Below are 26,893 nucleotides of genomic sequence, written 5' to 3'. Positions count from 1 at the left end.
ATCGTCGGCAGCCACGGCCTTGGTGGGGGCCATGACCACCGACGGATGGCAGCAGGTGAGGGCCACCCTCGTCGCTTGGTGGCGACGCGTACGTCCCCGCCAGGCGAACCGGGTGGACGCGGCCTTCGCCGAGTCCCGGGAACGTGTACTGACCGCCCGCCTGACGAACGACGAGGCCGAGGAGTCCCGGCTGGTGGCGGCCTGGGGCTCCCGGCTGACCGCGCTGCTGCGAGACGACCCCGCGCTGGGCGGCGAGCTGCGGCGGCTGATCAACGAGGAGATCGCCCCGCTGACGCGCCGCGACGACGGCCCCCGCACCGGATCACACGAGTTCCGGGCCGAGGCGTCCGGACATGGCCGGGTGTACCAGGCCGGGCGTGACCAGATCATCCACGAGTCATGAGTCCCGCCGGCGGACGGCCCGCGCACGGAGAGACCATCCGATGGGAGGCGCACGCCTCGGACCGGGCCAGGATCTATCAGGCGCGCCGGGATCTGTATCTCTCGGAGCGTGATCTGCACCTGCACTACGAGGACGGCGTGCGCACGGCCCGGCGCGTGCTCACCTCAGCGGAGTCCCAGGAGTGCCCGTATCCCGGTCTGGCCGCGTTCAGCGCGGAACAGGCGCAGTGGTTCTTCGGCAGGGACGCGCTGGTGGCCAAGCTGCTGGTCCAGCTGGACGCCTGCCTGGCGATGGGAGGGGCGCTGGTCGTCGTCGCGCCCTCCGGGGCCGGGAAGTCCTCGCTGCTCAGGGCGGGGCTCCTACCGGAGATCGCCCGGGGCGCCCTGCCGGGCTCGGCCCGCTGGCCCCGGCTGTGGCTGACGCCGACCGCGCATCCGATGGTGGCCCTGCGCACCTGCCTGTCGGAGGTGGTGAGCGCAGGAACGGGAGATTTGGATGACGAGCCGGTGTGGGCGCCTGCCGTCCTGCGGCGCGCACTCGCCGCGGGTGATGGCGAGGGCGGTGCGGAACGCCGTCTGGTGCTGGTCGTGGACCAGTTGGAGGAGCTGTTCACGCTGAGCGCCGACGAGCGGGAGCGACGGGACTTCCTGGACGCGGTGCTGCGCCTGGCGGAGCCGGGCCCCGGGGGCGAACCGGCTGTCGGCCTGGTCGTGTTCGGCCTGCGTTCGGACTTCTACACCCACTGCGCCGGTCATCCGGGCCTCCTCGAAGCCGTGGAACGCCACCAGGTGATCGTGGGCCCGCTGTCCCGGGACGGGGTGCGGGAGGCGATCCTGTATCCCGCCCGCGCGGTCGGGCTGGACGTCGAACCAGGCCTCGTGCAGGTTCTGTTGCGCGACCTCGGCGCGGCGGAGGCGGACCCGGCACGTCCGGGATCGGACGCGGAGGACGCCTACGAGATCGGGCGGCTTCCGCTGCTCGCCCACGCGTTGCGGGCCACCTGGCTGTGCCGGTCGGGCCATGTCCTGACCGTGGACAGCTACGAGTCGACGGGCGGCATCGCGCACAGCTTGACGGCCGCGGCGGACCACTGCTTCGAGCAGCTTGCCCCACCGGCGCGGCGGACGGCGCAGTCCGTGTTCCTGCGCCTGGTCAAGTTCGGCGACGGCACCCAGGACACCCGCCGCCCGGCGCGGTACGCCGAACTGCTGGACCGCTGCGGGCGCTCCCGTGAGACGGCCAAGGTCGTGGAGACGTTCACCCGGGGACGGCTGCTGACCCGGGAGCGGGACACCGTGACCATCACCCACGAGGTGCTGCTGCGGGCCTGGCCGCGCCTGCGGCAGTGGATCGAGGCCCACCGGGCCCGGTATGTCGTCCGCCAGCGGCTGGAGGAGGCTGCCGCGGCGTGGCAGGAGGCCGATCGCGACCCGGGGCTGCTGTATCGGGGCCACCGTCTGGAGGAAGCCCGCGCGTCGGCCGACGACGAGGGTACGGGCTGGCCCGGTCCGGTCGTGTCCGCGTTCCTGGCTGCCTCGCTCCGGCAGCGGCACCGCGCACGCCGGATCCGCCAAGGGGTCATCGCCGGGCTGACGGCGCTGGCCGTCCTCGCCGCGGTCTCCGCCGCACTCGCCTTCCACCAGCGCGACACCGCCCAGCAGGAACGGAACGCGGCGATCCTCGGGGAGATCAGGGCGCAGGCCGACCTGGTGCGCGCGACCGACACATCGCTGGCCGCCCAGCTGGATCTGGTCGCGCACCGGATGTCTCCGGCGGCTTCGACGAGGACCCGGCTGCTCAGCGTCCAGAACGTGCCGCTGGCCACCGTGCTGACCGGTCACTCGGACCGGGTGAACGCCGTGGGCTTCAGCCCGGACGGGGGCGTGCTGGCCAGCGCAGACGACGACGGCACGATCCGGTTGTGGAGTTCTGCCCGCGCGGGCGGCCCCGTGGCGCTGGGTGACCCGCTGACCGACCTCCGGGGGCCGGTGCGGGCGCTCGCGTTCAGCCCTCGGGGACAGCTGCTGGCCAGTGCGGGCGACGACGGCACGGTACGCCTTTGGAACCTCGCCGACCTCCGCCGCCCGAAAGTCCTGGGCTCCGCCGCCCGTGCAGGGACCGGGGCCCTGAAGGCGCTCGCCTTCAGCCCGGACGGGGAGGCCCTCGCTGCGGCTGGCGGCGACGGCCGCGTCCACCTGTGGGAGATCACCGACCCCGCGCGCCCGCGCGCCCTCTCCAAGCCCCTGCCTGCCTCCGCGGACGAAGTGAACGGGGTGGCCTTCAGTCCGGACGGTAAGCTGCTGGCGAGCGCCGGGAACGATGGGACGGTGCGGTTGTGGAAGGTGACGGACCATCGGAAGCCGACGCCCGTCGGGCGGACACCCGACATCGCCTTCCGGGCCGGGCTCCCGGGCTTCGCCCAGGCGGTCGCCTTCAGCCCGGACAGCCGCACGCTGGCCGCGGCAGGCAGCGACCAGGCGGCCCACCTGTGGGACGTCGGGAACCCCGCCAAGCCGGTCCCACGTGCTGCTCGGGAGAGCAACAACGTCGTCAACACCGTCGCCTTCTCCCGTAGGGGCCACCTCATGGCCTACGGCGGGGACGACAACACGATCTGGCTCGACAACGTGACGGATCCGGGCGACGTCAAGGATCTCACCCAGGCTCTGAACGGCCATTCCGGCCCTGTGCGGGCGCTGGCCTTCCACCCGAAGGGCACCATGCTGGCCAGCGCCGGCGCCGACCACGCCGTACGGCTGTGGACGATCCCGCGCACGATCCTGAGCGGACACACGAGTTACGTCGACACCGTGGACGTGAGTCCCGGCGGCCGGCTGCTCGCCTCGGGCTCCGAGGACAACACCGTCCGGCTCTGGGACATCGGCGACCCGACCGCCGCCCGCCCGGTCAGCGCGTCGATCCGCGGCAGCACACCGTTCGTCAACGCCGTCGCCTTCAGCCCGGATCGCAGGACCCTGGGCGTCGCGGCCGGCACGGACGTCCGACTGTGGGACGTCACCGAACCGGCCGCGCCCAGACCGCTCGGCAAGCCACTCCGCAACTCGCGGGGAAACTTTACGGACGTCCGGTTCACCCCCGACGGACGCACCATGGCAGGCAGCAACGGCGACGGCACGATCGCGCTGTGGGACGTATCAGATCCGTCCCGTCCGCTGCCCCTCGGACCACCGTTGAAGACCGCCGCAGGTGAGGTGTGGCGCGTGGCCGTCAGCCCGGACGGCCGCACGCTCGCCGCCGTGACCGAGGACGGCACCCTCCGCCTGTGGGACATCGCCGAGCCCGCACGCCCGGCTCCGCTGGGCGAACCTCTGCAGGCCAGTCCGGACCGAGTCGTGGGGCTCGCATTCAGCCCGGACGGCCGGACGCTCGCCACCTCCGGCAACGACGCCGCGATCCGCCTGTGGAACTTCGCCGACCGCACCCGCCCCGCACCGGCGGGCCCGCGCCTGACCGGCCACAAGGACACCGTCTACACCCTGGCCTTCAGCCCGGACGGGCGAACCCTGGTCAGCGGCAGTTTCGACAAGACGCTCCGGCTGTGGGACGTCGACAAGCAGGGTCACGCCCGGGCCCACGGTCTGCCGCTGACCGGTGTCACGGACTACGTCAACGACATCACGTTCTCCCCCGACGGCCGCTTCCTCTTCATCGGCGCCGGCGAGGCCACCGTGCACATCCTGCCACTGTCCGTCCGGAGCGCCACCGCCCATGTGTGCCGGGCCACCGGGAACCTGCTGACACCCGAGCTCTGGCAGCAGTACATCCCGCAACTGGACTACGACCCACCGTGCAATCACCGATGAGACGGACGGCCCCGCAGGTCAGGTCCCGCCGACCGCTCGCCGCCACTCCCCGACGGCCGACGCCGACACCGGCCCCGCCCAGCCGTCCGGCCGCGCCGCGCCGCCGATGTGAAACCCGTCGACGCCGGCGGCCCGCAGCGTCGGCACGTGGTCCAGCCGTAGCCCCCCGCCCACCAAGACGCACTGCTCGTACCCCGGCTCCCCGCACCGCGCCGCCTCCGCGAGCAGCGTGGGGAGCCCGTCGTCCACACCTGCCGCAGAGCCCGCCGTCAGATACGTGTCCAGCCCCGGCACCCCGTCCAGCGACTTCCGCAGCGCGTCCCGATCCGCCGCCCGGTCGATCGCGCGGTGGAACGTCCACCGGCACCCGTCCAGCACGCCGGCCACCCGCTCCACGGCATCCAGATCCACCCCGCCGTCGGCATCGAGGAACCCGAGCACGAACTCCTCGGCCCCGGCCTCCCGCATCCGCCCCGCCACCTCGACGAGCCGCGCCACGTCCCCCGCCGCGAACCCGTCCGCCAGCCGCAGCATCACGCGCAGCGGAATGTCGACGGCGGCCCGGATCGCGACGAAGGTCTCGACGGAGGGCGTCAGCCCGTCCGCCGCCATGTCGGTGACCAGTTCGAGGCGATCCGCGCCTCCGGCCTGGGCGGCGACCGCGTCCTCGGCGTCGAGGGCGATCACCTCCAGGACTGCACGCGTGCTCATGGCACCCCTTTCTTGGGCGTTCCCCTCTTGGGCATTCCCCGAAGCGGCTACAGGTCTAGTCCAATATCAGGGTACGCCCGCCGGGATCGAGCCCGCGAGACGGCGTCGTACCGGCACCGGGGCCGGAAGCGCATCGCTCAGCCGAAGATGTTCGGCGCACCTCGAAGAGCTTCAACTCACCCGAAGATGTTCAGCTCCCCCACCTGCACCCCCGCCAGCTCGAACCCCGCCGCGTCCACCGGCCGCCCCGCGTAGAGCCGTACGAGCGTCGGCGCGTCCCCGATGTACCGCCCCGGCGTCCGCTCCCCGCTCGCGTCCCCGAACCGCAGCGGCTCGTCGACGTCGTCGAGGTCGGCATGCAACGGCACATGCCCCCGCTCCCGCGTGATCCGGGCCAGCAGATCGAGCGCGTACGGCAGCCCCACCCCGGCGTACGCCCCCGGCGCCCCGAGCGCCTCGCGCACATCCCCCGCGTGCACCCACTCCCCCAGCGCCAGCCCGTCCAGCGCGCCGCCCGCCTTGGCGATCACCGGGCCGGCCTCGGTCATCCCCCGTTCCAGCTCGTCGACGACCTGCGCGTTCGTCCAGTCGGCGCGCTCGGCGATGTCCCGGTCGTTCGCCTCGGGCGAGAACACCCCCTCCTCGAACCGCCCTTCGACCGCCCGCATCAGCGCCGACGAACAGTGCGCCAGCACATCCCGCACCGTCCACCCCGGACACGCGTCCGTCGGCGTCGCGAAGTCCGCGTCCGTCCGCCCCCGCAACCAGGGGATCAGCTGATCCCGCTCCACCACCAGCAGCCGCCCCGGCAGCTCCGGGTCCCGTACCTCGCCGTGCACGTCAGCAGAAGTCATGCCCCCAAGCTAAGGCCAGAATTGACGACATGCCCGATCCCAACACCCTCAACGCCCTCAACGCCCTCCGCACCCGCTTCGTCCGGACGCTGGAAGCCGCCCGAGCCCCCGAGGGCGGCCCCGACCCGGCCCCGTACGCCGACAACCTGATCGCCCGCTGGCAGGAGCCGCAGCGGCACTACCACACGCTCGCCCACCTCACTGCGGTCCTCGACCACATCGACGTACTGGAGCAGTACGCCGACGACGCCGACCTCGTCCGCCTCGCCGCCTGGTTCCACGACGCGGTCTATCTCCCCGACCGCTCCGAGAACGAGGAACGCTCGGCCCGGCTCGCCGAACGCGCGCTCCCCGAGGCCGGGGTGTCCGCCACGAAGACCGCCGAGGTCGCCCGCCTCGTCCGGCTCACCGCGGGCCACGCCCCGGCCGACGACGACCGCAACGGCCAGGTCCTGTGCGACGCCGACCTCGCGATCCTCGCCTCGCCGCCGTCGAAGTACGCCGCCTACACGGCCGCCGTCCGCGAGGAATACGGCTTCGTCCCCAACGACGCCTTCCGCACGGGCCGCTCCACCGTCCTGCGCGACCTGCTCGCCCTGCCCCACCTGTTCCGCACCCCGTACGGCGCGGAGCACTGGGAGGCGACGGCCCGCTACAACATCACCTCCGAGCTGAACCTGCTGACGCAATGACCCCGGCCGGAGTAGCGTCATACGACGGCCGGGCCCCACAGGAAGGACCACGCTCCGTGAGTGAACAGACCCTCCAGGCGCAAGCGCCCGTCGAGCCACCGCCCATGCGGACGCTCGGCGAGGTACGGGCCGCCCTTGCCGCCGGACTGGGCTTCCCGGGCGACCTCGCCCGCCTCGAAGCCGAGCTGGCCGCCACGCTGAACCGCGTCGACTTCACGGACCTGCACGAGGTGTCCGAGCTGATCGCCACATACCGGGGGCACGTACTGACCCGCTGCGACCCCGACTTCGAGGCGTCCCTCCTCGAAGGCGTAGAACTGGCCCGGTCCCTCAAGCGGAAGGCCGGCAGTTGACCGAGCCCGTGGCCTTCGTGGAGATCACGCACACCGCCCGCAAACGACTGGACCTGCTCGGCCCTGCTGCCGCATCAGCCGTCGAGAGCCTGCGCGAAGAGCTGGAGCGGACGCCGGGCTTGGGGCGACGCGTCCGCGTCATGGGTCCGGGCGAGGAAGTCTGGGTGACACGCATCGAGGCCGGCGTCGACTGCCCGGCCCTGTCCGTGACCTACGTCTATGTGCCCCGCCCCGCACCGCCCACCGCCGCGATCGTGTCCGTCGTACCGGACGATGGCAGGAGCGAGAATGCCTAGGCCCCTCGTCAGCGACTCCGTGAACGCCCCTATTGTCCGCATACCCGCCGACCGCCTGACCCTGGAAGGCGTCACCCCCCGCGCGGCCGCCGACCTCGCGGCGGGCGGCGACGGCGGGTTCGTGTGGGTCGAGGGCGGCCCGTTCGAGGGCACCCGTGAGGCGGCGGGGATGGCGGTGAAGGCGTACGAGTCGGGCGTGCACCGCCCGGAGTTCGGCCTCTTCGTCCTGGTACGCCGGGAGGACGGCCGCGCGATCGGCGGTATGGGCTTCCACGGCGCCCCCGACGAGGACGGCCGCGCGGAGATCGGCTACGACCTCACCGAGCCGGCCCGCGGCCACGGCTACGCCACCGAGGCCCTGCGGGCGTTGGCGGACTGGGCCCTGGCCCGGGAGGACGTACGGTCCCTGTTCGCGACGGTGGAGCGGGACAACGTACCGTCGCAAAGGGTGGTGGAACGGGCCGGTTTCGTACGGGTGAGCGGGAACGACGACGGCGACGACGACCAGGTGGCCTACGAGCTACGGCGGTCCTGAGGCCCGCCCCTTCGGCCTGCGCAACCCCGCCCCCTGCAACAGCCGCACCACTTCCCGGCTGCTGACCTCCACCGCGCCGGCGGCGACCGCGTCGGCGTAGCGGTGGGACGGGATGTCGTAGTGGTCCCGTTCGAAGGCGCGGCGCGGGACGCCCAGCTCCTCGGCGAATGCGTGGAGTTCGTCGTACGAGGCATCGCTGACGAGATGCGACCACATGCGGCCGTGGCCGGGCCAGGTCGGCGGGTCGATGTAGATGGTCACGAGGAAGGCGGCCCGCCCGAGCACGTGCCCAGGGAGCCGACCGCCGCGACCTTCACGCCGGCCTTGTGGCACACCCAGTGCGGGTCGGAACCGAGTTCCGGTTCGACGTCCAGGGCATGCGGGTCGCCGGAGCCGCAGACGGGGCAGAGGGGCCAGCGGCCGTAGCGCTCCAGCAGGGCGTCCTGCACGTCCTGGGCGATCAGCCCGGCGACGTACTCCACGCCGTCCGGCCACTGTTCGACCCACCAGCGTCGCTGTACGACGGACTCCTCGACCAGCGAGACGACGTCCGCCTCGGCGACGCGGCCCGCGACGAGGTCGGCGAGCACGAGGGCGCGGGCCGCGTGCAGTGCCTGCTCCAGGGGGCTGATGGGGTCCATGCCCCTATTGTGCGCACTCTTGACCACACCGCCGAGCCGAAAATAGCTTTCACCTGTGACCGGTGACGTGAAGAAAACTTTCGGCAGTGTCTCGGGCAGGGCTTCGGGCAGTGCCGACGGGCCCCGCATCGCCCCGCCCGCGCCCGCCGCCCTCGCCGCCAAGGTGCGTACGCTCGCCCCGTCCATGACCCGCTCCATGCAGCGCGTCGCCGAGGCCGTGGCGCACGACCCGGCCGGCTGCGCGGCCCTCACGGTCACCGGCCTCGCCGAGCTCACCGGCACCAGCGAGGCGACCGTCGTCCGCACCGCCCGCCTCCTCGGCTACCCCGGCTACCGCGACCTGCGCCTCGCCCTCGCCGGCCTCGCCGCCCAGCAGCAGTCCGGGCGCGCCCCCGCCATCACGACGGACATCGCGGTCGACGACCCGATCGCCGACGTCGTCGCCAAGCTCGCCTACGACGAACAGCAGACCCTCGCCGACACTGCGGCCGGACTCGACACCGCGCAGCTCGGCGCGGCGGTCACGGCACTCGCCGCCGCCCGGCGCACCGACGTGTACGGCATCGGCGCGTCCGGTCTGGTCGCGCAGGATCTCACCCAGAAGCTGCTGCGCATAGGGCTCATAGCCCACGCGCACAGTGACCCCCACCTGGCCGTCACCAACGCCGTGCAACTGCGGGCGGGCGATGTCGCCGTCGCGATCACGCACTCGGGGTCGACGGGGGATGTCATCGAGCCGCTGCGAGTGGCCTTCGAGCACGGCGCCACGACCGTGGCGATCACCGGCCGCCCGGACGGGCCCGTCGCGCAGTACGCCGACCATGTGCTGACGACGTCCACGGCTCGGGAGAGCGAGCTGCGGCCCGCGGCGATGTCGTCGCGGACCAGTCAGTTGCTGGTGGTGGACTGTCTGTTCGTGGGGGTGGCGCAGCGGACGTACGAGACGGCGGCGCCCGCGCTGGCCGCTTCGTACGAGGCGTTGGCTCATCGGCATCGGAGTGGGCCCAGGTAGCGCGGGGCCGGATGCGCTGTACGTCCCTTCGGGCGCGATCCGACCCGCACAAAGAAGACGTTGAACAGACATCGAAAAGAGCCGCTTCTCCATGACCTCCACCTCCGACCCCCGTGAAGTGCAAGCCCAGTTGGAGTGCCTGACCACCGAGGCGTTCCGGCCCGAGCTGGCCGAGATCGACCGGCTGCCCACCCTGGAGATCGCGCAGCTGATGAACGGCGAGGACGCCCTCGTACCCGCCGCCGTCGCCCAGCGGCTGCCGCAGATCGCCGCGGCGATCGACGACATCGCCGCCCGGATGGCCCGCGGCGGCCGACTCGTCTACGCCGGCGCCGGTACCGCGGGCCGCCTGGGCGTGCTGGACGCCTCCGAGTGCCCGCCCACCTTCAACACCGACCCCACCCGGGTCGTGGGCCTGATCGCGGGCGGCCCGGAGGCCATGGTCACCTCGGTCGAGGGTGCCGAGGACTCGGGTGACCTCGCCCGGCAGGACCTCGACGCCCTGCGGCTGACCCCCGACGACACGGTGGTCGGCGTCTCCGCCTCCGGCCGCACCCCGTACGCCGTCGCCGCCGTCGAACACGCCCGCGCGCGCGGCGCCCTGACCGTCGGCCTGGCCTGCAACGCACACAGCGCCCTCGCGGCCGCCGCCGACCACGGCATCGAGATCGTCGTCGGCCCGGAGTTGCTCACCGGCTCCACCCGCCTGAAGGCGGGCACGGCTCAGAAGCTGGTCCTCAACATGCTCTCGACGATCACGATGATCCGGCTGGGCAAGACGTACGGGAACCTCATGGTCGACGTACGCGCCTCGAACGACAAGCTGCGCGCCCGGTCCCGCCGTATCGTCGCCCTGGCCACGGGCGCGTCCGACGAGGAGATCGAACGGGCCCTCGTCGCCACCGACGGCGAGGTCAAGGCGGCCATCCTGACGATCGTCGGCGGGGTGGACGGCGACACGGCCGCCCGCCTCCTGGAGGAGTCCGGCGGCCATCTGCGCGCGGCACTCGGGGCAGCGGCTCGCTGACCGGCAGCGTCGGGGCGTGCGCACGGACCCTGCTGATGAGCGGGTCATCACTGGGGGCTCGGCCCCATGGTGACGGAGCACGGAGCAACAACCGGTGTGTCCTGCGGCAGTATTGGGCCCATGCCCCCTGAGTCGGCCGAGATAGAGCTGAGCGAACACGAACTCCGACACATCGCGGGCTATGCCGCAGACTGCGCGCGCCGGGTGCTGTCGCTCTTTGAACGGAGTCACCCTGCGGACACGCGCCCTCGCGAGGCGATCGATGCCGCGGACGCGTTCGCAGGGGGCGGCCGACGCACGGCCGCCCTGCGGCAGCGCGCCTGGGCGGCGTACAAAGCGGCACAAGAGGCCACCGAACCCGCCGCGGTCGACGCGGCACGAGCGGCAAGTCATGCGGCCGCCGCTGCCTACCTCCATCCCAAGGCGAGCGCTCACCAGGTGAAACACCTTCTCGGCGCGGCGGCGCATGCGGCACGAGCGGAAGAGCTGTCCGGAGAGGACGAGCGCGTAGCCGCGGGGACCCTCGAATGGGCGGGTCAGCACGCACCGGCAGCGGTCACCGAGGTGCTCGGCCGCCTGCCCGCCGCACCTCCCGGAGGCGGGCGCGTGGGAGAGTTCGTCCGCGATCTCGACGCGGCTCTCCGTACCTGACCGAGGACGACGTACGGCCGCCACGGTGGGGTGGATCCGGAATCCTCAGCCCGGTCTTTGGGAGCGGTTGAGCGGCATAGGCGGTCACGTCGACGAGGATCTCGAAGACGTTGTCCCCTTCGCGGACCGCCGGCTGGACCAGCATGAGAGTCAGTGAGAATGACGCCGTGATCAGGTGTCATCTCGGCACGTGACGGGAACCGAACTCGGTGAGCAGCAGGGCGATGTCGTCGGCTCGGTACGGGGAGTCCTGGGCGTTGTGCAGCAGCCGGTCGGCGAGTTCGTCCAGTGAGTCCGCAAGGGCGTGGGCCAGGGATGCCCGCAGGCCGTCGATCCCCACGTCGATGTCAGCGCCGCGTTCTTCGACCAGTCCGTCGGTGTAGAGGGCGAGGACGGACCCTGGCGGGAGGTCGATCCGGGTTGCCGGATAGGCGCTTGCGCGATCCACACCGAGGAGCGGGCCGACGTCCAGTTCCAGGGTGTCGGTCGTCGCGTCGGGACGGCGGAGCAGGGGTGGGAGGTGGCCGGCGGTGACGGCGTAGGCGTGGTGGCCGTGGGGTTCGAGGTGGATGCAGCAGCAGCTGGCCAGCAGCCCGGGGTCGAGGTCGATGAGGGTCCGGTTGACGCCCGCCATCACATCGCCGGGCGTATGGCCTACTGCGGCGAAGGCCCGTACGGCGCTGCGCAGCCGTCGTACTGCGCGCCGGCGCTCGTGCCATCGCCGAGGTGGACTCCGACGGCGACGGCACCGAGCTGCCCCTCTACGAACTGCGCGCGATCAGCGTCAGAAACTCGCTGCGAGGCCCGGCACTACGGCTCGTCGGACCGAACAAGCAGCGCCTCACACTTCCCTTCGGACTGCTGGAGGCCAACCAGCAGTTGTGGGACCTGGTCTACAACGGCATACGTCACTCGGAGGCCGCCGGAGCCGAGATCGACGCCGACACTCGACAGGTACTTGGCCTTCCGTTACGTGCCCCCGAGACCAACCCGTAGTTCTAGTGGACCTCGGCCCGGACGATCAGCGTGCCAATGTGGTCCGGCTGCGGGGCGTCGAGGACCGTCGCGTGCGCTGAGGCGAATCCGGCGCGGATCAGGAGCCGTTCCCAGACGGCCGGGCGGTAGCTGTAGCGGTACGTGAACATGGCCTTGCCGGCGAATCCGCCCTTGTACATGCCCTGCGGGCCGTACGCACCGGGGATGGCCGGCGGGTGGGAGAAGACGAAGACGCCGCCGTCGTTCAGTCGCGCCCGCACGAGGGGGAAGAGGCGGTTCGGGTCGGTGAACCACGCCGCGCCGAAGATGGAGTAGATGGCGTCGAAGGAATCCGCACAGGCAGCGAGGTAGTCCAGGACCTCCCCGCGTACGAAGGCCGCGCCGGTGTCCGCCCACCGCTCGGTGCACTTCCCGACCATCACGGATGACAGATCCACACCCTGCGCCCGAATGCCCTGCCCGGCCAGGTACGCCAGGGCGCGCCCGGTGCCGCATCCGATCTCCAGCACGCTGCGCGGATCGCCGAGCAACTCGGGACCCGGGCCGTGTCCGGGGTACTGGGTCCAGCAGAAAGCGGGCTGAGCATCCTGCCGGAACGCGGATTCGGCGAAGGTGTCCCACAGTTCCGTCTCGGCGGCGATGTCGTGCGGTACTGGCACAGCGCGTTCCTTCTGGGTCGCGTCAGGATGCGGAGACTCCCGCCCTCCGGGGGAACTGAGGGCGGGAGCGAATGTAGCGGGGTGGCTGGGGTGGCTCAGTGGCTGTCGGGGACTTTGTTGTCGCACGGCGAGCAGTCGGCACCGTCGATTGCCCAGAGTTCCTCGTCGACGGCGAAGCCGATGGACTGCAGGAACTCGGCGGTGCGCAGGCACAGGCCGTCGCGGCGGCGCTCGATGAACGGGGCATGGTGCTTGTAGCGGCCGCCGTTGTAGAGGCGGCAGATACCGAACCAGACCGGTGTGTCGAGGATCAGTTGGTGGACACCGATATCAACGAGCTTCCCGACGCCCAAGTGCACTTCGGGATGCTCGATGCTGCCGATGGTGTACATGACTGCATTACCGAGGACACGCTCCGCCATGTCACGGACCATCGTGTGATCGCGCAGGAGCAGAGCGATCTCGCGGTCCCAGATGCTCATGCCGGCGTCGAAGACGTTCACGGTCAGCTCTGTGACGTGTGGAGCGACCGCGTTCAGGAGTTCCTTCGGGTCCCGCGTACGAGTACTCGCGGGTCGTTCGAGTGCAACCGTCATGAACCTTCCCTTCGGGGTTTCGTGCATACCGGTGATGCGCCCCAGGGCTCCATCTGTCCAGGTCGGGCCTTGGGGCGGGGGCTGGAATTCCGCCCGTCGGTGGCCGCGGGGCCGCCCGACGAAGCAGGCGTTCTGTGGGCGACTCTGACCCTGCGGTCGCCGATGCCCGTGTCGCTGGGAGCGGTATCAGACGTGGGGCGCGTTGTAGGCGTGACACGCGCAGCCGCAGCGGGGCTGGAGCAGGATGCCGGTGGCTCCGGGCAGCGGGATGTCCTCTGTCTGGCGGCAATGGCTGTGCAGCCCCTCGTATGCCGGGCGCTGCGCCAGCATGCATTCCGGTGACTTCGGCGGAGCGTCTGTCCTGGCCGCACTCACGACTCGTCGTCCTCAGACAGGCAGCCGCCCAGCATCACGAGGGTCACCACGTCGGCCGCCTGGCAGAGACGGCCCGGACGAGTCATGGGCACCAACCAGTACGCGCTGCGTGCCGAGTCGTCGAACTCAGTGCGGTCAGTGGACGGCACACCCAAGTACGTGCCGGCTCCCAGGCACTCAACGACCGGTGCTGGCCAGGCATCCGCAGTGCCCGGCGGCACAAGCGCGTAGTAGCGGCAGAAGCCGGGGTCGTGGATGACCGGGCCGCCGTGCAGGTACTGAGCGAGCCGACCGTGTACGACGTATGTGTCGTCGCTTTCTACGGCGGCGTGGACGATGCGGTACGGGAGGCGGACGGCCGCAAATGCGCTGCCGAGCGGGATCAACGCAAGTTTGGCGGCGCTTTCCCACTCGCGCCGCACCGCACTCGGCGACGGGTGTGCGGAGGCCAGCCACTCGGCAACCGCATCCCCGGCTGCCAGGTGAGACGGGGATGTGCGGGTCTCTCCGAGGGCCGTAATCTCTGCCATGTCGACGCTCCTTCCCAGTGTCGGCCATGCCCCGGGGCCGTTCGCGCGGTCGCCGGGGTTTGGTTTGCTCACTCATCGAGCGTCGCCGCCTGCTCACAACTGCGGTATGACCGACGGGGGTTACCGCAGCGGGAATACCCTCGTTACTGGTTCGGCACGGCGCGACGAAGTGCAGACGATCCTCTGGGAGTTGGTCCCCCATGGACTCCACCACCCCCGGTCCGCTCGCACCCGAGGTCCTCAGCAGAGACGACGTGAAGCGAGCTTTGGCAGAGCATGACTTCGCCGCAGCGTTCGCTCTGATCAAGAAGTGGGGAGGTCTGTCACAGAACCGGATCGCATCGGCCTGTCAGCTCACCCCCGGCAAGGTGAGCACGATCATCAGCGGGCAGCAGCAGGTGACCAGCTTCGACGTGATCTGCCGCATCGCGGACGGGCTGCGCATTCCTGGGCGTATGGTCGGGCTCGCCGACCGTCCCTGGGAAGGACAGCCCAACGCTCCAGACGCGGTGACGCCCCCGGCCGTACAGCCCTCAGCCGTACAGTCCTCAAGTGACGCGTCCTGGCGTCCCGAGACGACCGTGCACTTGACCGCAGAGCTGACCAGGAGCGACCTCGTGATGGACCGCCGTGCCGCTACGCGCGCCCTCGCCGGAGCCGCACTGTCCGGCGCTGCACTGCTCGACGACCTGGAGGGCTGGCTCCAGTCGGCTCCAGCGGTGGCACCGGCGCAACGCCGAGGCCGCATTGGTCATCGCGAGGTCCAGGAACTGGAGTCCACGGCACGCGCCTTCCGAGCATGGGACCATCGCTTCGGAGGGGGCCTGCGCCGCAAGGCGGTTGTCGGGCAGCTCAATGAGGTCGCCGAACACCTCGAAGAACACCAGGCACCAGAAGTCGAGCAAGGCTTGTTCCGGGTGATGGCGCAACTAGCGGGTACGGCCGCAACAATGGCCTGGGATTCGGGACTTCAGAAGCGGGCTCAGAGCTACTACATGCTCGCGCTACGAGCGGCCCACGCAGGCGGCGACGCGGCATTCGGCGCAAACGTACTCGCCGGCATGGCGCGGCAGATGCTGTACCGGGACCAGCCGCAAGACGCGCTTGAACTCGTCCATCTCGCGCAGAAAGGCGCGGGCAAGTCGTCGGGGCCACGGGTGCGGGCGATGCTCCACACTCGAGCGGCCTGGGCGTACGCGGCGATGGGCCGCTCAGCCGCGTTCCGGCGTGCCACTAATGAGGCAACCGAGGCCCTGGCGGAGGCCAAAGCAGATGAAGGACCGTACTGGATCGCGTACTTCGACGAAGCCGAGCTGGCTGGCGTCACGGGCGGCCGCCTGCTGGACATGGCTCGCCACGACCCACAGCAGCATGCCGACGCCGCCGCTGAACACATCCGGAGCGCACTCGCGACCCGCGGCGCAGAAGCCGGCCGCAGCTACGCACTGGACCTGATCGGGCTCGCCGAGTGCCACTTTCTGATGGGTGACGTGTCCGATGCGGTTGCCTACACACATCTCGCCGTCGATGCCGCTGCTCGTACCCAGTCCACGCGTGTACGGGCTCAGCTCAACCAGCTCTATCCCTACACCGTGGGCCGGTCGTCATCGCGTACGGTCGGCGAGGCGCGGAGTCGGATCCGCGAAGTCCTGTCGAGTTGAGGGAGCAACGTGACCACCATCGCCGTTACCGGGCACATGGATCTGACCGAGGCCAGCGTTGCGCTGGTGCGCGATGCCCTGCGTGAGACGCTCAAGCCGTACGCCGGTGGCGGGCTGACCGGTGTCTCTTGCCTCGCCAAGGGCTCGGACTCGTTGTTCGCCGAGGTTGTGCTGGAGCTTGGCGGGCGCCTCGTGGGCGTCATTCCCTCGCAGGACTATCGGCAGAACAAGGTCAAGCCCGATCACGCCGAGACGTTCGATCGGCTCGTCGAGGCCGCGGACGAGGTGCTGGTGCTTCCCCACGAGGCCGCGAACCGGGCGGCGTACGAGGACGCCAACCGCACGCTTCTCCGGCGCGCCGATCGTCTGGTCGCCGTCTGGAACGGCGAGCCGCCGAGCGGCAAGGGGGGTGGCACGGCGGACACCGTCATCGAAGCTCGGGACGCGGGGCTGCCGGTCGACGTGGTGTGGCCGGAGGGTGCGTCTCGGGTGGGGTGAGCGCAGGCTTCGGCGCGGTCGAGGTGCGTGGTCGAGACCCCTCATCTTCCAAGTGGCCGTGGGGCCGCCCGCTTCCTTGGCAGTGTCGTGCTTCCCCGGCCCGCCTCAAGGGCGCTTCGCTGTCGCTGCGCGTCGCCTGGCGGCGATCGGCCTGCGGCCGACCCTTGACCCGGGCCGCGGAAGCACGGGGAAGAAGCGAGCGGGCGGCCCGGAAACGCGGGTGGCCGACGGTGACGGCCGTACGGGTGGGCCGGGTGGTCGGCCGGGGCTGGGGGTGCGCGTCAGCGTCTCGCATGCACGCCGGGTGGGCTGAGCGGCTTGCGGTTGTGGATGGGGGCGCGGTTTCGGGTGAGGCGGGCCGGATTGGCGAGTGGCTGTTCTTCCCAGGCGCAGCTCGCCGAGCGGGCCGGGCTCACTCAGGCGAAGATCTCCCGCCTCGAAGGCGCCGACACCGTACCGACTCTGCCGCTGCTGCGGCGCCTGGCCCTGGCCATGGACTCGACCCTGAACATCGCCTTGGACGACGACCGCGAGGAAGTGGCGTTCGTCGCGCATACGGCCGCCTGAATCCAAGTCTCACTCCAGCGGCACCCGCTGTGTCACCCGCCACAGGCGGCGCGGCAGCTCGCCTTCCTCGAAAGCATGGACCTCGTCCAGTTCCCACCCCTCCGCGAGGGCGTTCACCAGTTCGCGTGAGAAGAAGTGGACCGCGAAGCCGCCGTGTTCCCAGATGTCGTCTCCGTGGGGGATTCCGGTGCCGTAGTGGGCGTCGCCGGTGTGGCGGACGGTGTAGACGAGGGTGCCGCCCGGGCGCAGGACCCGGTGGATCTCGGCGAGCAGGGTGTGGAGTTCCTGCGTGGTCAGCGCCATGCACAGCAGCATGTGGGCGAAGACCCCGTCCACCGAGGCGTCCGGCAGAGCCAACGGCTGTCGCACGTCCTGGACTTCGCAGGTCACCCGGTCCTGTATGCCCTGCTCGCCCGCGGCCTTCCGGAGCTGGTCAAGGGCCGTCGCGCTGAAGTCCGTCGCGTGGACCGTGAGGCCCTCGCGGGCGAAGTACAGGGCGTCGCGGCCGTGGCCCGCGCCCAGTTCGAGGACGTTCCGGGCTCCGGCGGTGCGGAAGACTGCCGCCGCGTGGAGTGCCGCCGTGGACGGTTGTTCGCCGTACATACCGGGGTGGGCTGTGTACACCTCCTGCCAGTGCGCACGCTGTTCGTCCCCCAGCTCGTGTTCGTCCACCATTGCTCCGTACGATCGCAGGCTGTCGTCAGTAAGGAAGGGCCATAGGCAACTCATCATGAATCATGCCCAGCTCACCGCCCTGGGGCGGGCCCTCCGGCTGCTCGGCGAGCACGGTGATGCCCTCACCGGCGACACCCCGGACGCCCGGCTGCACGAGGTCAAGGCCGATCTGCGGCGGGCGCTCGACCTGCTGGAGGAGAGCGTCACCACCGCCGCGCCCAGCACCCGCTGCGCCGAGCATCCGACGGGGCCCGTCGACGAGAGCGCGCCCGACCTGTGTCTGCTGTGCGAGACCCGGCGACGCGCCGCCCGGCGTGCCGAGTTCAACGGACCGGCCGCGCCCGGCCCGCCCACCGAGTCCGCGCCGTCCCGGTACGGCGTGCGCGGTGACCGGCCGCAGCCCCAGCAGCGGTGGCTGCCGGAGCTGTGGAACGGGCAGGAGTGGCAGTTGTGCGGCACCCCGCGCCGGGACCGGCGGGAGGCCGAGCTGTATCTGGCGGCCCAGCGGCGCGGTTCGCGGCCTGCGATGGCGTATCGGCTCGTGCACGAGTTCACCGACTACGAGGTGCTGCGGGTGTGGGGGACGCCGGTGCGGATCGACATCGAACCGATGGGGAATCTTTGATCGGCGGCCAGGCCGGCTGTGCCTGCTGCGCCTGCTGTTGCCTGCTGTTCCTTGTGCGCACCCGGGTCATCCGGATACCGCCCCTCGTACGACGCTCAGCTCAGCCGCGTACGACGCTCAGCTCAGCGACCCGAGCGACGCCGCGTCGTACGGCGCCAGCTCGTCGAACCGGCCCGCGAGCACCTTCGCCGCCCACTGCGGGTCCTGCAGCAGCGCCCGCCCCACGGCCACCAGGTCGAACTCGTCGCGCTCCAGCCGGTCGAGCAGGTCGTCGATGCTGCCCACCCCGGCGCCCTCGCCCTGGAACGCCTTGAGGAACTCCCCGTCCAGGCCCACGGACCCGACCGTGATGGCGGTCTTGCCGGTGAGCTTCTTGGTCCAGCCCGCGAGGTTGAGGTCCGAGCCCTCGAACTCCGGCAGCCAGTAGCGGCGCGTGGAGGCGTGGAAGGCGTCGACGCCGGCCGCCGCGAGCGGGGCGAGGATCGCCTCCAGCTCCTCCGGGGTCTCGGCGAGCTTCGCGTCGTAAGCCTCCTGCTTCCACTGCGAGTAGCGGAAGATCACGGGGAAGTCCGGCGAGACCGCCGCGCGTACGGCGGCCACGATCTCCGCCGCGAACTTGGCACGGGCGACCGGGTCACCGCCGTAGGCGTCCGTACGGCGGTTGGTGCCGGCCCACAGGAACTGGTCGATGAGGTAGCCGTGGGCGCCGTGCAGCTCGACCCCGTCGAAGCCGATCCGCTCGGCCGCGGCGGCCGCCTCGGCGAAGGCCGCGACGACATCGTCCAGGTCCTGCTGGGTCATCGCCCTGCCGGTGCCCTCGGTGCCGTCCAGCCGCAGCCCGGACGGACCGACCGCCGGGGCCTCGGGAACGGGCGGGGCGCCCTGCTTGCGCACCATGCCGATGTGCCACAGCTGGGGGACGATCTTCCCGCCGGCCGCGTGCACCTCCTCGGCGACCTTCGCCCACCCGGCCAGCTGCTCCTGGCCGTGGAAGCGCGGAACGGCGTCACTCTCCCCGGCGGACTCGTGGCCGATGTAGGTGCCCTCGGTGACGATCAGACCGACGCCCGCTCCGGCACGACGGGAGTAGTACGACGCCACATCCGCACCCGGGATGCCGCCCGGGGAGAACTTGCGGGTCATCGGCGCCATCACGATGCGGTTCGGGACGGTCAGACCGCCGACGGTGAAGGGGCGGGCGAGGACCTGGGTCGCTCGGGAGACGGAGGACGCGGTGACGGTCACGTGGGGGCTCCTCGGGATGGCCGACGATGGGCGGAACAGCCGATGATGGGGACAATGAATGCGTGTGCATACTTGCACAGCATTAACTGCCTCGTCGGGCCACCGCATTCCGCCCCCTCCCGGCCTCCTGTGTGATCCCGGACACGCCCGAGGGCGGCACCCCCTGTCTCCAGGGAGTGCCGCCCTCGGTACTGACGGACGGGTCCGATCCTCGGAAGGATCAGAAGTCCATGTCACCGCCCGGCATGCCGCCACCGGCAGGCGCGGCGGCCTTCTCCGGCTTGTCGGCGATGACGGCCTCGGTGGTGAGGAAGAGCGCGGCGATGGAGGCGGCGTTCTGCAGGGCGGAACGGGTCACCTTCGCCGGGTCGATGATCCCTTCCTTGACCAGGTCGACGTACTCGCCGGTCGCGGCGTTCAGGCCGTGGCCCGGGGTCAGGTTGCGCACCTTCTCCACCACGACGCCGCCCTCGAGGCCGGCGTTGACGGCGATCTGCTTCAGCGGGGCCTCCAGGGCGAGCTTCACGGCCTGGGCGCCGGTCGCCTCGTCACCCTCCAGCTCCAGCTTCTCGAACACCTGGGAGGCCTGGAGCAGGGCCACGCCACCACCGGCGACGATGCCCTCCTCGACGGCCGCCTTCGCGTTGCGAACGGCGTCCTCGATGCGGTGCTTGCGCTCCTTGAGCTCGACCTCGGTGGCGGCACCGGCCTTGATGACGGCCACGCCGCCGGCCAGCTTCGCCAGACGCTCCTGGAGCTTCTCGCGGTCGTAGTCCGAGTCGCTGTTCTCGATCTCGGCGCGGATCTGGTTGACCCGGCCGGCGACCTGGTCGGCGGAGCCGGCGCCGTCGACGATGGTGGTCTCGTCCTTGGTGATGACGACCTTGCGGGCGCGGCCCAGGAGGTCCAGGGTCGCGTTCTCCAGCTTGAGGCCGACCTCCTCGGAGATGACCTCGCCGCCCGTGAGGATGGCGATGTCGCCGAGCATGGCCTTGCGGCGGTCACCGAAGCCCGGGGCCTTGACGGCGACGGACTTGAAGGTGCCGCGGATCTTGTTGACGACCAGGGTCGACAGGGCCTCGCCCTCGACGTCCTCGGCGATGATCAGCAGCGGCTTGCCCGACTGCATGACCTTCTCCAGCAGCGGGAGCAGGTCCTTGACGTTGGAGACCTTGGAGTTGGCGATGAGGATGTACGGGTCCTCGAGGACCGCCTCCATGCGCTCCATGTCGGTGGCGAAGTACGCCGAGATGTAGCCCTTGTCGAAGCGCATACCCTCGGTGAGCTCCAGCTCCAGACCGAAGGTCTGGGACTCCTCGACGGTGATGACGCCTTCCTTGCCGACCTTGTCCATGGCCTCGGCGATCAGCTCGCCGATCTGGGTGTCGGCGGCGGAGATGGAGGCCGTGGAGGCGATCTGCTCCTTGGTCTCGACCTCCTTGGCCTGGTCGAGCAGCGCACCGGAGACGGCCTCGACGGCCTTCTCGATACCGCGCTTCAGGGCCATCGGGTTGGCACCGGCGGCTACGTTGCGCAGACCCTCCTTGACCAGGGCCTGGGCGAGGACGGTCGCGGTGGTCGTACCGTCACCGGCGACGTCGTCCGTCTTCTTGGCGACTTCCTTGACCAGCTCGGCGCCGATCTTCTCGTACGGGTCCTCCAGCTCGATCTCCTTGGCGATGGAGACACCGTCGTTGGTGATCGTGGGGGCGCCCCACTTCTTCTCAAGGACGACGTTGCGGCCCTTGGGGCCGAGGGTCACCTTGACGGCGTCCGCGAGCTGGTTCATGCCGCGCTCGAGGCCCCGCCGCGCCTCCTCGTCGAACGCGATGATCTTGGCCATGTGAAGTGGTCCTCCCGGACTGGGGTGGATTGCTCCGGACCGCGCTGGCGCCCGCGACGGACGGCTCGCACGCCTCGTGGTTCCTTGCCCCACCCGGCTTGCGGCCTCACCGACCCGGTCCTTCTTTGTCACTCTCACCTTCAGAGTGCTAACGCCAATGATTAGCACTCGGGCATGCTGAGTGCAAGGTGCGCCCGCGAAGCGGGCCCGTCGAGGGGTGGTGGTCGGGCGACGGGTGGGCGCAAGCGGGTCCTACGGACTGAGGCCGACCGACCTCCGGGCAGACCGAAGGGCTCGCACCCCGGGAGGTGCGAGCCCTTCGAAGATGAACAGAAGAACGTCGCTGCAGTCGGCGCGTGCTTCAGCTGGTCGCGAGCCGGACCATGTCCGCCTGCGGCCCCTTCTGGCCCTGCGAGATCTCGAAATCGACCCGCTGGCCCTCTTCCAGGGTGCGGTATCCGTCCATCTGGATCGCGCTGTAGTGGACGAAAACATCCGCACCACCGTCGACCGCGATGAAGCCGTACCCCTTCTCCGCGTTGAACCACTTGACGGTGCCCTGAGCCATGCCTAACTCCCCTATTACTGGCCCTTGCACAGATCCACACTTCGCGGATCCGGGTCAGACCTCACCCCCCATTGATTGGGGGCGTGCGCCGGAACGCGTCGACCGCGGCTGAATGTATCTGTCCAACTGCCGTCTGCAACAGGTCAATCGGACGAGAAATCTGGGCGCGGACGGTCGGGAATTTAGGGAGAATTCACCCGGATTCAGGGCAAGTCGGGCCCCACAAAAGGAATGAACGGCGCAAAACAGCCACACACTTTGGCTACTTCTCATCGCAGCGGAGCCGGTACTCATATGCGTCCGGCATGTCGATCCGCGACGCGTTCCCCAACTCTACCGCGCTCAACCACACTGAATTGCCCCCTCCGCTTCTCTCACGGAGGGGGCAATTCGATGCACATGGAGTAACCGACGTTACTCAAGGTAACGCACGAGCGTTTCAGCCGCCGGCCACGGCCGGAATGATCGACACGCCGGCACCGTCCGGGGTGGCCGTCTCCAGCCCCTGCTCGAAGCGGACGTCGTCGTCATTGACGTACACATTGACGAACCGCCGCAGCTTGCCCTGGTCGTCCAGGACCCGGGCGGCGATCCCGGTGTGGTTCTTCTCCAGATCGGCGATCACCTCACCGAGGGTCGCCCCCTCGGCGGAGACCTCGGCCTGGCCGCCGGTGTAGGTACGCAGGATGGTGGGGATGCGAACGGTGACGCTCATATGTCTGTGACCTCCGGTCAGGTTTGCAGCTTGCGGTGGGGCAGCGCCGCCAGGGGCGCGGGGCGGTGACGACTAGGCGAGGCCGGCTTCCCGGAACGAATCCAGGCTGGGACGAATGGTCGCAGTGAGCCCCGTACCCGCCACCGCATCCAGCGTCTTGAGACCATCCCCGGTGTTCAGCACCACGGTCGTCAGCGACGGATCCAGCACACCGTTCTCGATCAGCTTGCGCGCGACCCCCACGGTCACCCCGCCCGCGGTCTCCGCGAAGATGCCCTCGGTCCGGGCGAGAACCTTGATCGCGTCGACGACCTGCTCGTCCGTCACGTCCTCCACGAAGCCGCCCGTGCGGCGCGCGATGTCGAGCACGTACGGCCCGTCCGCCGGGTTGCCGATGGCCAGCGACTTGGCGATCGTGTTCGGCTTCTGCGGCCGCACCACGTCGTGCCCCGCCTTGAACGCGGTCGACACCGGCGAGCACCCCTCGGCCTGCGCCCCGAAGATCTTGTACGGCCTGTCCTCGACGAGCCCGAGCCTGATCAGCTCCTGCAGCCCCTTGTCGATCTTCGTCAGCTGGGAGCCGGACGCGATCGGCACCACGATCTGGTCGGGCAGCCGCCAGCCGAGCTGCTCGCAGATCTCGTACGCCAGGGTCTTGGACCCCTCCGCGTAGTACGGCCGCAGGTTGACGTTGACGAAGCCCCAGCCCTCACCCGCCGGGTCGCCGATCAGCTCGGAGCAGAAGCGGTTCACGTCGTCGTAGTTGCCCTCGATGCCGACGAGTTCACCGCCGTAGACCGCGGCCATGACGACCTTGCCCTGCTCCAGGTCGTGCGGGATGAACACGCAGGAGCGGAAGCCGGCCCGGGCGGCGGCGGCGCCGACGGCGCCGGCGAGGTTGCCGGTGGAGGAGCAGGAGAGCGTGGTGAAGCCGAAGGCCCGCGCGGCCTCCAGGGCCTGGGCGACCACACGGTCCTTGAAGGAGTGGGTCGGGTTGCCGGAGTCGTCCTTCACGAACAGCTTGCCGGGCTCGACGCCGAGTTCACGGGCGAGGTGGTCGGCCTTGACCAGCTTGGTCCAGCCGGGGTTCAGGTTCGGCTTGTCGGCCACGTCGGCGGGGACGGGCAGCAGGGGCGCGTAACGCCAGATGTTCGACGGGCCCGCCTCGATGCGCTGACGGAGCTCCTCGGCGTCGTACGCGGAGAAGTCGTACGCGATCTCCAGCGGGCCGAAACACTCCTCGCACGCGAAGACCGGGCCGAGCGGGACGCGGTGGCCGCACTCGCGACAGGACAGCGCCGCGGCGGGACCGAGGTCGACGGTGGGATTGCTGGTGCTGCTTTCGACAGTCTGCACAGCCATGTGAGGCGAGGCCCTTTCTCCTCATCTTCCTCACGACGCATCTCGCCGTGAGACGGAATTGGCACCTTCCCTGGCCGGGAGCCTCGCGTGAACGAGTCCGGAATCAGGGGGGTTGCCGGGGCTTCATCGGGCCGTGTCCCTCTGCCCCTCTGGATGAGCTGTATGCGGTTGTTGTGCGGTGGTGAACGCGGACGGCCCCCGACATGCGATGGTCATCAGCGTTGTTCAAGACTGTAACCGAAGGCCAGGACAGTTGAGATAGTCGTCCGAACCGCGAGATGGATCACAGACCTCGTCCGCTCGCCGAGAGAACGCGAAGGAGCAGCAGACTGTGCTGGAAGAAGTCGAGCGCTGGCTCAGCACCCGCTCCTGGTCGCTGACCGATCGCCCGCTGCACAAGATCCTGGCCGCGAAGCGCCACACGGGCCAGTCGGTCAGTGTCGTGCTGCCCGCGCTCAACGAGGAGGAGACCGTCGGCGACATCGTCGCCGTGATCCGGCAGGACCTCGTCGAGCAGGTCCCGCTGGTCGACGAGATCGTCGTGGTCGACTCCGGGTCCACCGACCGCACCTCCGAGGTGGCCGCCGCGGCGGGCGCCCGGGTGGTGCACCGCGACGAGATACTCCCGCGCATCCCGGCCGTCCCCGGCAAGGGCGAGGTGCTGTGGCGCTCGCTGCTCGTCACGCGCGGCGACATCGTCTGCTTCATCGACGCGGATCTGAAGGAGTTCTCCTCGGACTTCGTCACGGGCATCGTCGGCCCGCTGCTGACCGACCCGGGGGTCGACCTCGTCAAGGGCATGTACGACCGTCCCCTGGGCGGCGCGGCCGGGCAGGGCGGCCGGGTGACCGAGCTGATGGCCCGCCCGCTGCTGAACATGCACTGGCCGCAGCTGGCCGGTTTCGTCCAGCCGCTCGGCGGGGAGTACGCGGCCCGGCGCTCGCTGCTGGAGCAGCTGCCGTTCCCGGTCGGGTACGGCGTGGAGCTGGGCATGCTGGTGGATTCCCTGCATCTGGTCGGGCTCGACGCGCTCGCGCAGGTGGACATCGGGGTGCGCAAGCACCGGCACCAGGACGGGCAGGCGCTGGGCCGGATGGCGGCGGCGATCTACCGCACGGCCCAGCTGCGGCTGGCCCGGGGCCACCTCATCCGCCCCTGCCTCACCCAGTTCGAGCGGGTGGAGGACGGGTTCGAGGCACGGACGTTCTCCGTGGACACGGAGGAGCGACCGCCGATGGTGGAGATCGCGGAGTACGCGGCCCGGAAGGTGGCCTGACCGTTGTATACGGTCCCCTTCTCGGTCCTTTCCGGTCCCTTCAGGGCTCGAACCGTACGTTTGAGCGGTTCGGGAGAGGGCTAGGTTGAGGCGTATGGCTTCGACGTACGGTCCTGCGCAGGTACTGGTGGCCTCCAACCGTGGCCCGGTGTCGTACGAGGTGCGCGACGACGGCTCGCTGCACGCCAAACGCGGTGGTGGCGGGCTCGTCTCGGGCCTGTCCGCGATCGGTCCGGACGCCGGTGCGCTGTGGGTGTGCTCGGCGCTCGGTGACGGCGACCGCGAGGCGGTGCGGCGCGGGGCCGGCGAGGCCGGGGTGCGGATGCTGGACATTCCGGCCGACGTGCACGCGGACGCGTACAACGGGATCGCCAACTCGGTGCTGTGGTTTGTGCACCACATGCTGTACCAGACGCCGGTGGAGCCGGTCTTCGACGCGGAGTTCCGGCGGCAGTGGGCGTCGTACGAGGCGTACAACCGGGCGTTCGCCGAGGCGCTGGCCCAGGAGGCGGCCGAGGGGGCGGCGGTGCTGGTGCAGGACTACCACCTGACGCTGGTGCCGGGGATGCTGCGCGAGCTGCGGCCGGACGTGCGGATCAGTCACTTCTCGCACACGCCGTGGGCGCCGCCGGAGTACTTCCGGATGCTGCCCGACGATGTCGCCGGGCAGGTGCTGCGGGGGATGCTGGGCGCGGACCGGCTGGGGTTCCTCACGCATCGGTGGGCGGATGCCTTCACCGCGTGCTGCGAGGCGTTCGCCGACGGCCTCGGGGACACGCGGGTCGGCGTGCACGGGCTCGGTGCCGACGCCGACTTCCTGCGGAAGCGGTCGCGCGAGGCCGACGTCGAGGAGCGGATGGCCGCGCTGCGGGCGGAGATCGGCGAGGGGCGGAAGGCGATCGTCCGCGTCGACCGGACCGAGCTGTCCAAGAACATCGTGCGCGGGCTGCTGGCGTACCGGCAGCTCCTGGACGACCACCCCGACTGGCGGGAGCGGGTCGTGCACGTCGCCTTCGCGTACCCCTCGCGGCAGGACCTCGCCGTGTACCGCGACTACACGGCCGAGGTGCGGCGGGTGGCCCAGGAGATCAACGAGCGGTACGGGACGCTGGGCTGGGTGCCGGTCGTGCTGCATGTGAAGGACGACTTCGCCCGCTCCCTCGCCGCCTACCGGCTCGCGGACGTGGCGCTGGTGAACCCGATCCGGGACGGCATGAACCTGGTCGCCAAGGAGGTGCCGGTCGTGTCCGACGAGGGGTGCGCGCTGGTGCTGTCCCGGGAGGCGGGGGCGTACGAGGAGCTGCACGAGGACGCCATCGGGGTGAACCCGTACGACATCGGCGGCACCGCCGACGCGCTCTACGAGGCACTGACGATGCGGCCCGGTGAACGCGCCGAACGGACGAAGCGCCTGACGGCGTCCGCGACGACGCTGCCCCCGGCCCAGTGGTTCCTGGACCAGCTGAACGCGCTGCGCGATCAGCCCGCCGACTGACCGCACCGCGCGAGCAGACCACTGGCCGCTGGCCGAGCCGCGAGCCCCACGGCCAGCGAACCGAATGAGCCCCGAGCCCCACGCTCAGCCCACCAGCTGCACGGAGCCCCGCAGACACCCCAGCAGCCGACCGCACCCCGCGACCAGCCCACCAGCTGGGGCCGCACCCCACGACCAGCCCACCAGCCGAGCCGCGAGCCCCACGACC

At 70.5% G+C, this 26,893-nt stretch carries 29 protein-coding genes, 1 pseudogene and 1 riboswitch; of the genes and pseudogenes, 16 read left to right on the top strand and 14 right to left on the bottom strand.

The annotated features are described in order from the left end of the window. Positions 1–31: 31 nt before the first annotated feature. Both HJD23_RS23170 and HJD23_RS23165 read left to right on the top strand, forming a co-directional pair. Positions 32–403: a hypothetical protein gene (locus tag HJD23_RS23170; RefSeq protein ID WP_171107110.1), complete on the top strand. Its 372-nt coding sequence runs from the start codon at positions 32–34 to the stop codon at positions 401–403. Further along, positions 400–4,227 carry a WD40 repeat domain-containing protein gene (locus HJD23_RS23165; RefSeq protein ID WP_171107112.1) on the top strand — a complete coding sequence of 1,276 codons (3,828 nt, stop codon included), beginning with the start codon at positions 400–402 and terminating at the stop codon, positions 4,225–4,227. Before HJD23_RS23170 ends, HJD23_RS23165 begins: the two co-directional genes overlap by 4 nt. 18 nt (positions 4,228–4,245) lie before the next feature. Here the strand turns inward: HJD23_RS23165 and HJD23_RS23160 are convergent, their stop codons facing one another. Beyond that, complete coding sequence (locus tag HJD23_RS23160) at positions 4,246–4,938, bottom strand: copper homeostasis protein CutC (RefSeq protein WP_171107113.1); 693 nt, start codon at positions 4,936–4,938, stop codon at positions 4,246–4,248. A gap of 176 nt (positions 4,939–5,114) precedes the next feature. Further along, positions 5,115–5,792 (bottom strand): maleylpyruvate isomerase family mycothiol-dependent enzyme, encoded by a 678-nt coding sequence (locus HJD23_RS23155; protein ID WP_171107114.1) that lies wholly within the window; start codon positions 5,790–5,792, stop codon positions 5,115–5,117. Between the two features lie 29 nt (positions 5,793–5,821). On the opposite strand from HJD23_RS23155, the gene HJD23_RS23150 reads away from it, so the two are divergent. From HJD23_RS23150 to HJD23_RS23135, 4 genes and pseudogenes are all read left to right on the top strand, one after another. Next, positions 5,822–6,484, top strand: coding sequence for a hypothetical protein (locus HJD23_RS23150; RefSeq protein WP_171107115.1), 663 nt, complete (start codon positions 5,822–5,824; stop codon positions 6,482–6,484). Between the two features lie 56 nt (positions 6,485–6,540). Next, positions 6,541–6,837 carry a hypothetical protein gene (locus HJD23_RS23145; RefSeq protein WP_171107116.1) on the top strand — a complete coding sequence of 99 codons (297 nt, stop codon included), beginning with the start codon at positions 6,541–6,543 and terminating at the stop codon, positions 6,835–6,837. After that, positions 6,834–7,133, top strand: coding sequence for a hypothetical protein (locus HJD23_RS23140; protein ID WP_171107117.1), 300 nt, complete (start codon positions 6,834–6,836; stop codon positions 7,131–7,133). Before HJD23_RS23145 ends, HJD23_RS23140 begins: the two co-directional genes overlap by 4 nt. A gap of 34 nt (positions 7,134–7,167) precedes the next feature. Beyond that, positions 7,168–7,668 (top strand): annotated as a pseudogene (locus HJD23_RS23135) (GNAT family N-acetyltransferase); the annotation flags it as partial. On the opposite strand, the gene HJD23_RS23130 reads toward HJD23_RS23135, so the two are convergent. Then, positions 7,654–7,929, bottom strand: a complete 276-nt coding sequence (locus HJD23_RS23130) for a DUF4031 domain-containing protein (protein WP_171107118.1) — start codon at positions 7,927–7,929, stop codon at positions 7,654–7,656. The pseudogene HJD23_RS23135 and the gene HJD23_RS23130 overlap by 15 nt on opposite strands. After that, positions 7,926–8,309 (bottom strand): hypothetical protein, encoded by a 384-nt coding sequence (locus tag HJD23_RS23125; protein ID WP_171107120.1) that lies wholly within the window; start codon positions 8,307–8,309, stop codon positions 7,926–7,928. The genes HJD23_RS23130 and HJD23_RS23125 overlap by 4 nt, the downstream gene beginning before the upstream one ends. A 127-nt stretch (positions 8,310–8,436) precedes the next feature. Between HJD23_RS23125 and HJD23_RS23120 the strand changes: the two genes are divergently transcribed. The 3 genes from HJD23_RS23120 (at position 8,437) to HJD23_RS23110 (ending at position 10,999) form a co-directional block, all read left to right on the top strand. Continuing rightward, positions 8,437–9,321 carry a MurR/RpiR family transcriptional regulator gene (locus HJD23_RS23120; protein WP_171111299.1) on the top strand — a complete coding sequence of 295 codons (885 nt, stop codon included), beginning with the start codon at positions 8,437–8,439 and terminating at the stop codon, positions 9,319–9,321. Between the two features lie 91 nt (positions 9,322–9,412). Further along, positions 9,413–10,348 carry an N-acetylmuramic acid 6-phosphate etherase gene (murQ, locus tag HJD23_RS23115; RefSeq protein WP_171107122.1) on the top strand — a complete coding sequence of 312 codons (936 nt, stop codon included), beginning with the start codon at positions 9,413–9,415 and terminating at the stop codon, positions 10,346–10,348. A 120-nt stretch (positions 10,349–10,468) separates the two neighbouring features. After that, a complete protein-coding gene (locus HJD23_RS23110) occupies positions 10,469–10,999 on the top strand; it encodes a putative immunity protein (protein WP_171107124.1) in 531 nt (176 codons plus the stop codon). A 178-nt stretch (positions 11,000–11,177) separates the two neighbouring features. On the opposite strand, the gene HJD23_RS23105 is transcribed toward HJD23_RS23110, so the two are convergent. Next, positions 11,178–11,633 carry a PP2C family protein-serine/threonine phosphatase gene (locus tag HJD23_RS23105; protein WP_232107691.1) on the bottom strand — a complete coding sequence of 152 codons (456 nt, stop codon included), beginning with the start codon at positions 11,631–11,633 and terminating at the stop codon, positions 11,178–11,180. A 92-nt stretch (positions 11,634–11,725) separates the two neighbouring features. Here HJD23_RS23105 and HJD23_RS23100 point away from each other — a divergent pair, with 92 nt between their 5' ends. Beyond that, positions 11,726–11,995, top strand: coding sequence for a hypothetical protein (locus HJD23_RS23100; protein WP_171107126.1), 270 nt, complete (start codon positions 11,726–11,728; stop codon positions 11,993–11,995). A gap of 2 nt (positions 11,996–11,997) precedes the next feature. Here HJD23_RS23100 and HJD23_RS23095 read toward each other — a convergent pair whose 3' ends face one another. The 3 genes from HJD23_RS23095 to HJD23_RS23085 form a co-directional block, all read right to left on the bottom strand. Beyond that, entirely contained in the window at positions 11,998–12,654 is a 657-nt protein-coding gene (locus tag HJD23_RS23095) for a class I SAM-dependent methyltransferase (protein ID WP_171107128.1), read from the bottom strand. Between the two features lie 95 nt (positions 12,655–12,749). Continuing rightward, on the bottom strand, positions 12,750–13,250 hold the full coding sequence (locus HJD23_RS23090; protein WP_171107130.1) for a hypothetical protein: 501 nt from the start codon (positions 13,248–13,250) through the stop codon (positions 12,750–12,752). A gap of 371 nt (positions 13,251–13,621) precedes the next feature. Then, positions 13,622–14,155 carry a hypothetical protein gene (locus tag HJD23_RS23085; protein WP_197972534.1) on the bottom strand — a complete coding sequence of 178 codons (534 nt, stop codon included), beginning with the start codon at positions 14,153–14,155 and terminating at the stop codon, positions 13,622–13,624. A 200-nt stretch (positions 14,156–14,355) separates the two neighbouring features. Here HJD23_RS23085 and HJD23_RS23080 point away from each other — a divergent pair, with 200 nt between their 5' ends. The 3 genes from HJD23_RS23080 (at position 14,356) to HJD23_RS23070 (ending at position 16,881) form a co-directional block, all read left to right on the top strand. Next, the gene (locus HJD23_RS23080; protein WP_171107131.1) at positions 14,356–15,816 is read left to right on the top strand and encodes a helix-turn-helix domain-containing protein; all 1,461 of its coding nucleotides are present in this window, start codon (positions 14,356–14,358) and stop codon (positions 15,814–15,816) included. A gap of 9 nt (positions 15,817–15,825) precedes the next feature. After that, positions 15,826–16,314, top strand: coding sequence for a hypothetical protein (locus HJD23_RS23075; RefSeq protein WP_171107134.1), 489 nt, complete (start codon positions 15,826–15,828; stop codon positions 16,312–16,314). 330 nt (positions 16,315–16,644) lie between these two features. Beyond that, complete coding sequence (locus HJD23_RS23070; RefSeq protein ID WP_171107136.1) at positions 16,645–16,881, top strand: helix-turn-helix domain-containing protein; 237 nt, start codon at positions 16,645–16,647, stop codon at positions 16,879–16,881. Positions 16,882–16,890: 9 nt separating this feature from the next. Here HJD23_RS23070 and HJD23_RS23065 read toward each other — a convergent pair whose 3' ends face one another. Then, complete coding sequence (locus HJD23_RS23065; protein WP_171107137.1) at positions 16,891–17,556, bottom strand: class I SAM-dependent methyltransferase; 666 nt, start codon at positions 17,554–17,556, stop codon at positions 16,891–16,893. 55 nt (positions 17,557–17,611) lie between these two features. On the opposite strand from HJD23_RS23065, the gene HJD23_RS23060 reads away from it, so the two are divergent. Continuing rightward, positions 17,612–18,181, top strand: a complete 570-nt coding sequence (locus HJD23_RS23060) for a hypothetical protein (protein WP_171107138.1) — start codon at positions 17,612–17,614, stop codon at positions 18,179–18,181. Positions 18,182–18,298: 117 nt separating this feature from the next. On the opposite strand, the gene HJD23_RS23055 is transcribed toward HJD23_RS23060, so the two are convergent. From HJD23_RS23055 to thrC, 5 genes are all read right to left on the bottom strand, one after another. Next, on the bottom strand, positions 18,299–19,426 hold the full coding sequence (locus tag HJD23_RS23055) for an NADH:flavin oxidoreductase (RefSeq protein WP_171107139.1): 1,128 nt from the start codon (positions 19,424–19,426) through the stop codon (positions 18,299–18,301). Between the two features lie 220 nt (positions 19,427–19,646). Beyond that, on the bottom strand, positions 19,647–21,269 hold the full coding sequence (groL, locus tag HJD23_RS23050) for a chaperonin GroEL (protein WP_171107140.1): 1,623 nt from the start codon (positions 21,267–21,269) through the stop codon (positions 19,647–19,649). A gap of 361 nt (positions 21,270–21,630) precedes the next feature. Next, positions 21,631–21,837, bottom strand: coding sequence for a cold-shock protein (locus tag HJD23_RS23045; protein WP_019057200.1), 207 nt, complete (start codon positions 21,835–21,837; stop codon positions 21,631–21,633). A 439-nt stretch (positions 21,838–22,276) separates the two neighbouring features. Next, on the bottom strand, positions 22,277–22,552 hold the full coding sequence (locus tag HJD23_RS23040) for a ubiquitin-like small modifier protein 1 (protein ID WP_141312348.1): 276 nt from the start codon (positions 22,550–22,552) through the stop codon (positions 22,277–22,279). 72 nt (positions 22,553–22,624) lie between these two features. Beyond that, the gene (thrC, locus tag HJD23_RS23035) at positions 22,625–23,914 is read right to left on the bottom strand and encodes a threonine synthase (RefSeq protein ID WP_171107142.1); all 1,290 of its coding nucleotides are present in this window, start codon (positions 23,912–23,914) and stop codon (positions 22,625–22,627) included. A gap of 18 nt (positions 23,915–23,932) precedes the next feature. Then, positions 23,933–24,074: riboswitch (SAM riboswitch) on the bottom strand. A gap of 171 nt (positions 24,075–24,245) precedes the next feature. Here thrC and HJD23_RS23030 point away from each other — a divergent pair. Together HJD23_RS23030 and HJD23_RS23025 are read left to right on the top strand one after the other, a co-directional pair. After that, on the top strand, positions 24,246–25,190 hold the full coding sequence (locus tag HJD23_RS23030; RefSeq protein WP_171107144.1) for a glucosyl-3-phosphoglycerate synthase: 945 nt from the start codon (positions 24,246–24,248) through the stop codon (positions 25,188–25,190). 94 nt (positions 25,191–25,284) lie between these two features. Next, entirely contained in the window at positions 25,285–26,685 is a 1,401-nt protein-coding gene (locus tag HJD23_RS23025) for a trehalose-6-phosphate synthase (RefSeq protein ID WP_171107146.1), read from the top strand. Positions 26,686–26,893: the final 208 nt, after the last annotated feature.

Source organism: Streptomyces sp. Z423-1, assembly GCF_013009255.1.
Lineage (GTDB): Bacteria > Actinomycetota > Actinomycetes > Streptomycetales > Streptomycetaceae > Streptomyces > Streptomyces gossypiisoli.
Note: the sequence above shows the minus strand (reverse complement) of the source record. Positions and strands in the feature narration are given on the sequence as shown.

Bases quoted from the DNA above. Each gene is read 5' to 3' on its own strand.
- HJD23_RS23170 (WP_171107110.1), top strand. From the start codon at position 32: ATGACCACCGACGGATGGCAGCAGGTGAGGGCCACCCTCGTCGCTTGG.
- HJD23_RS23165 (WP_171107112.1), top strand. From the start codon at position 400: ATGAGTCCCGCCGGCGGACGGCCCGCGCACGGAGAGACCATCCGATGG.
- HJD23_RS23160 (WP_171107113.1), bottom strand. From the start codon at position 4,938: ATGAGCACGCGTGCAGTCCTGGAGGTGATCGCCCTCGACGCCGAGGAC.
- HJD23_RS23155 (WP_171107114.1), bottom strand. From the start codon at position 5,792: ATGACTTCTGCTGACGTGCACGGCGAGGTACGGGACCCGGAGCTGCCG.
- HJD23_RS23150 (WP_171107115.1), top strand. From the start codon at position 5,822: ATGCCCGATCCCAACACCCTCAACGCCCTCAACGCCCTCCGCACCCGC.
- HJD23_RS23125 (WP_171107120.1), bottom strand. From the start codon at position 8,309: ATGGACCCCATCAGCCCCCTGGAGCAGGCACTGCACGCGGCCCGCGCC.
- murQ (WP_171107122.1), top strand. From the start codon at position 9,413: ATGACCTCCACCTCCGACCCCCGTGAAGTGCAAGCCCAGTTGGAGTGC.
- HJD23_RS23110 (WP_171107124.1), top strand. From the start codon at position 10,469: ATGCCCCCTGAGTCGGCCGAGATAGAGCTGAGCGAACACGAACTCCGA.
- HJD23_RS23105 (WP_232107691.1), bottom strand. From the start codon at position 11,633: ATGGCGGGCGTCAACCGGACCCTCATCGACCTCGACCCCGGGCTGCTG.
- HJD23_RS23090 (WP_171107130.1), bottom strand. From the start codon at position 13,250: ATGACGGTTGCACTCGAACGACCCGCGAGTACTCGTACGCGGGACCCG.
- HJD23_RS23085 (WP_197972534.1), bottom strand. From the start codon at position 14,155: ATGGCAGAGATTACGGCCCTCGGAGAGACCCGCACATCCCCGTCTCAC.
- HJD23_RS23080 (WP_171107131.1), top strand. From the start codon at position 14,356: ATGGACTCCACCACCCCCGGTCCGCTCGCACCCGAGGTCCTCAGCAGA.
- HJD23_RS23070 (WP_171107136.1), top strand. From the start codon at position 16,645: ATGGGGGCGCGGTTTCGGGTGAGGCGGGCCGGATTGGCGAGTGGCTGT.
- HJD23_RS23065 (WP_171107137.1), bottom strand. From the start codon at position 17,556: ATGGTGGACGAACACGAGCTGGGGGACGAACAGCGTGCGCACTGGCAG.
- HJD23_RS23060 (WP_171107138.1), top strand. From the start codon at position 17,612: ATGAATCATGCCCAGCTCACCGCCCTGGGGCGGGCCCTCCGGCTGCTC.
- groL (WP_171107140.1), bottom strand. From the start codon at position 21,269: ATGGCCAAGATCATCGCGTTCGACGAGGAGGCGCGGCGGGGCCTCGAG.
- HJD23_RS23045 (WP_019057200.1), bottom strand. From the start codon at position 21,837: ATGGCTCAGGGCACCGTCAAGTGGTTCAACGCGGAGAAGGGGTACGGC.
- HJD23_RS23040 (WP_141312348.1), bottom strand. From the start codon at position 22,552: ATGAGCGTCACCGTTCGCATCCCCACCATCCTGCGTACCTACACCGGC.
- thrC (WP_171107142.1), bottom strand. From the start codon at position 23,914: ATGGCTGTGCAGACTGTCGAAAGCAGCACCAGCAATCCCACCGTCGAC.
- HJD23_RS23025 (WP_171107146.1), top strand. From the start codon at position 25,285: ATGGCTTCGACGTACGGTCCTGCGCAGGTACTGGTGGCCTCCAACCGT.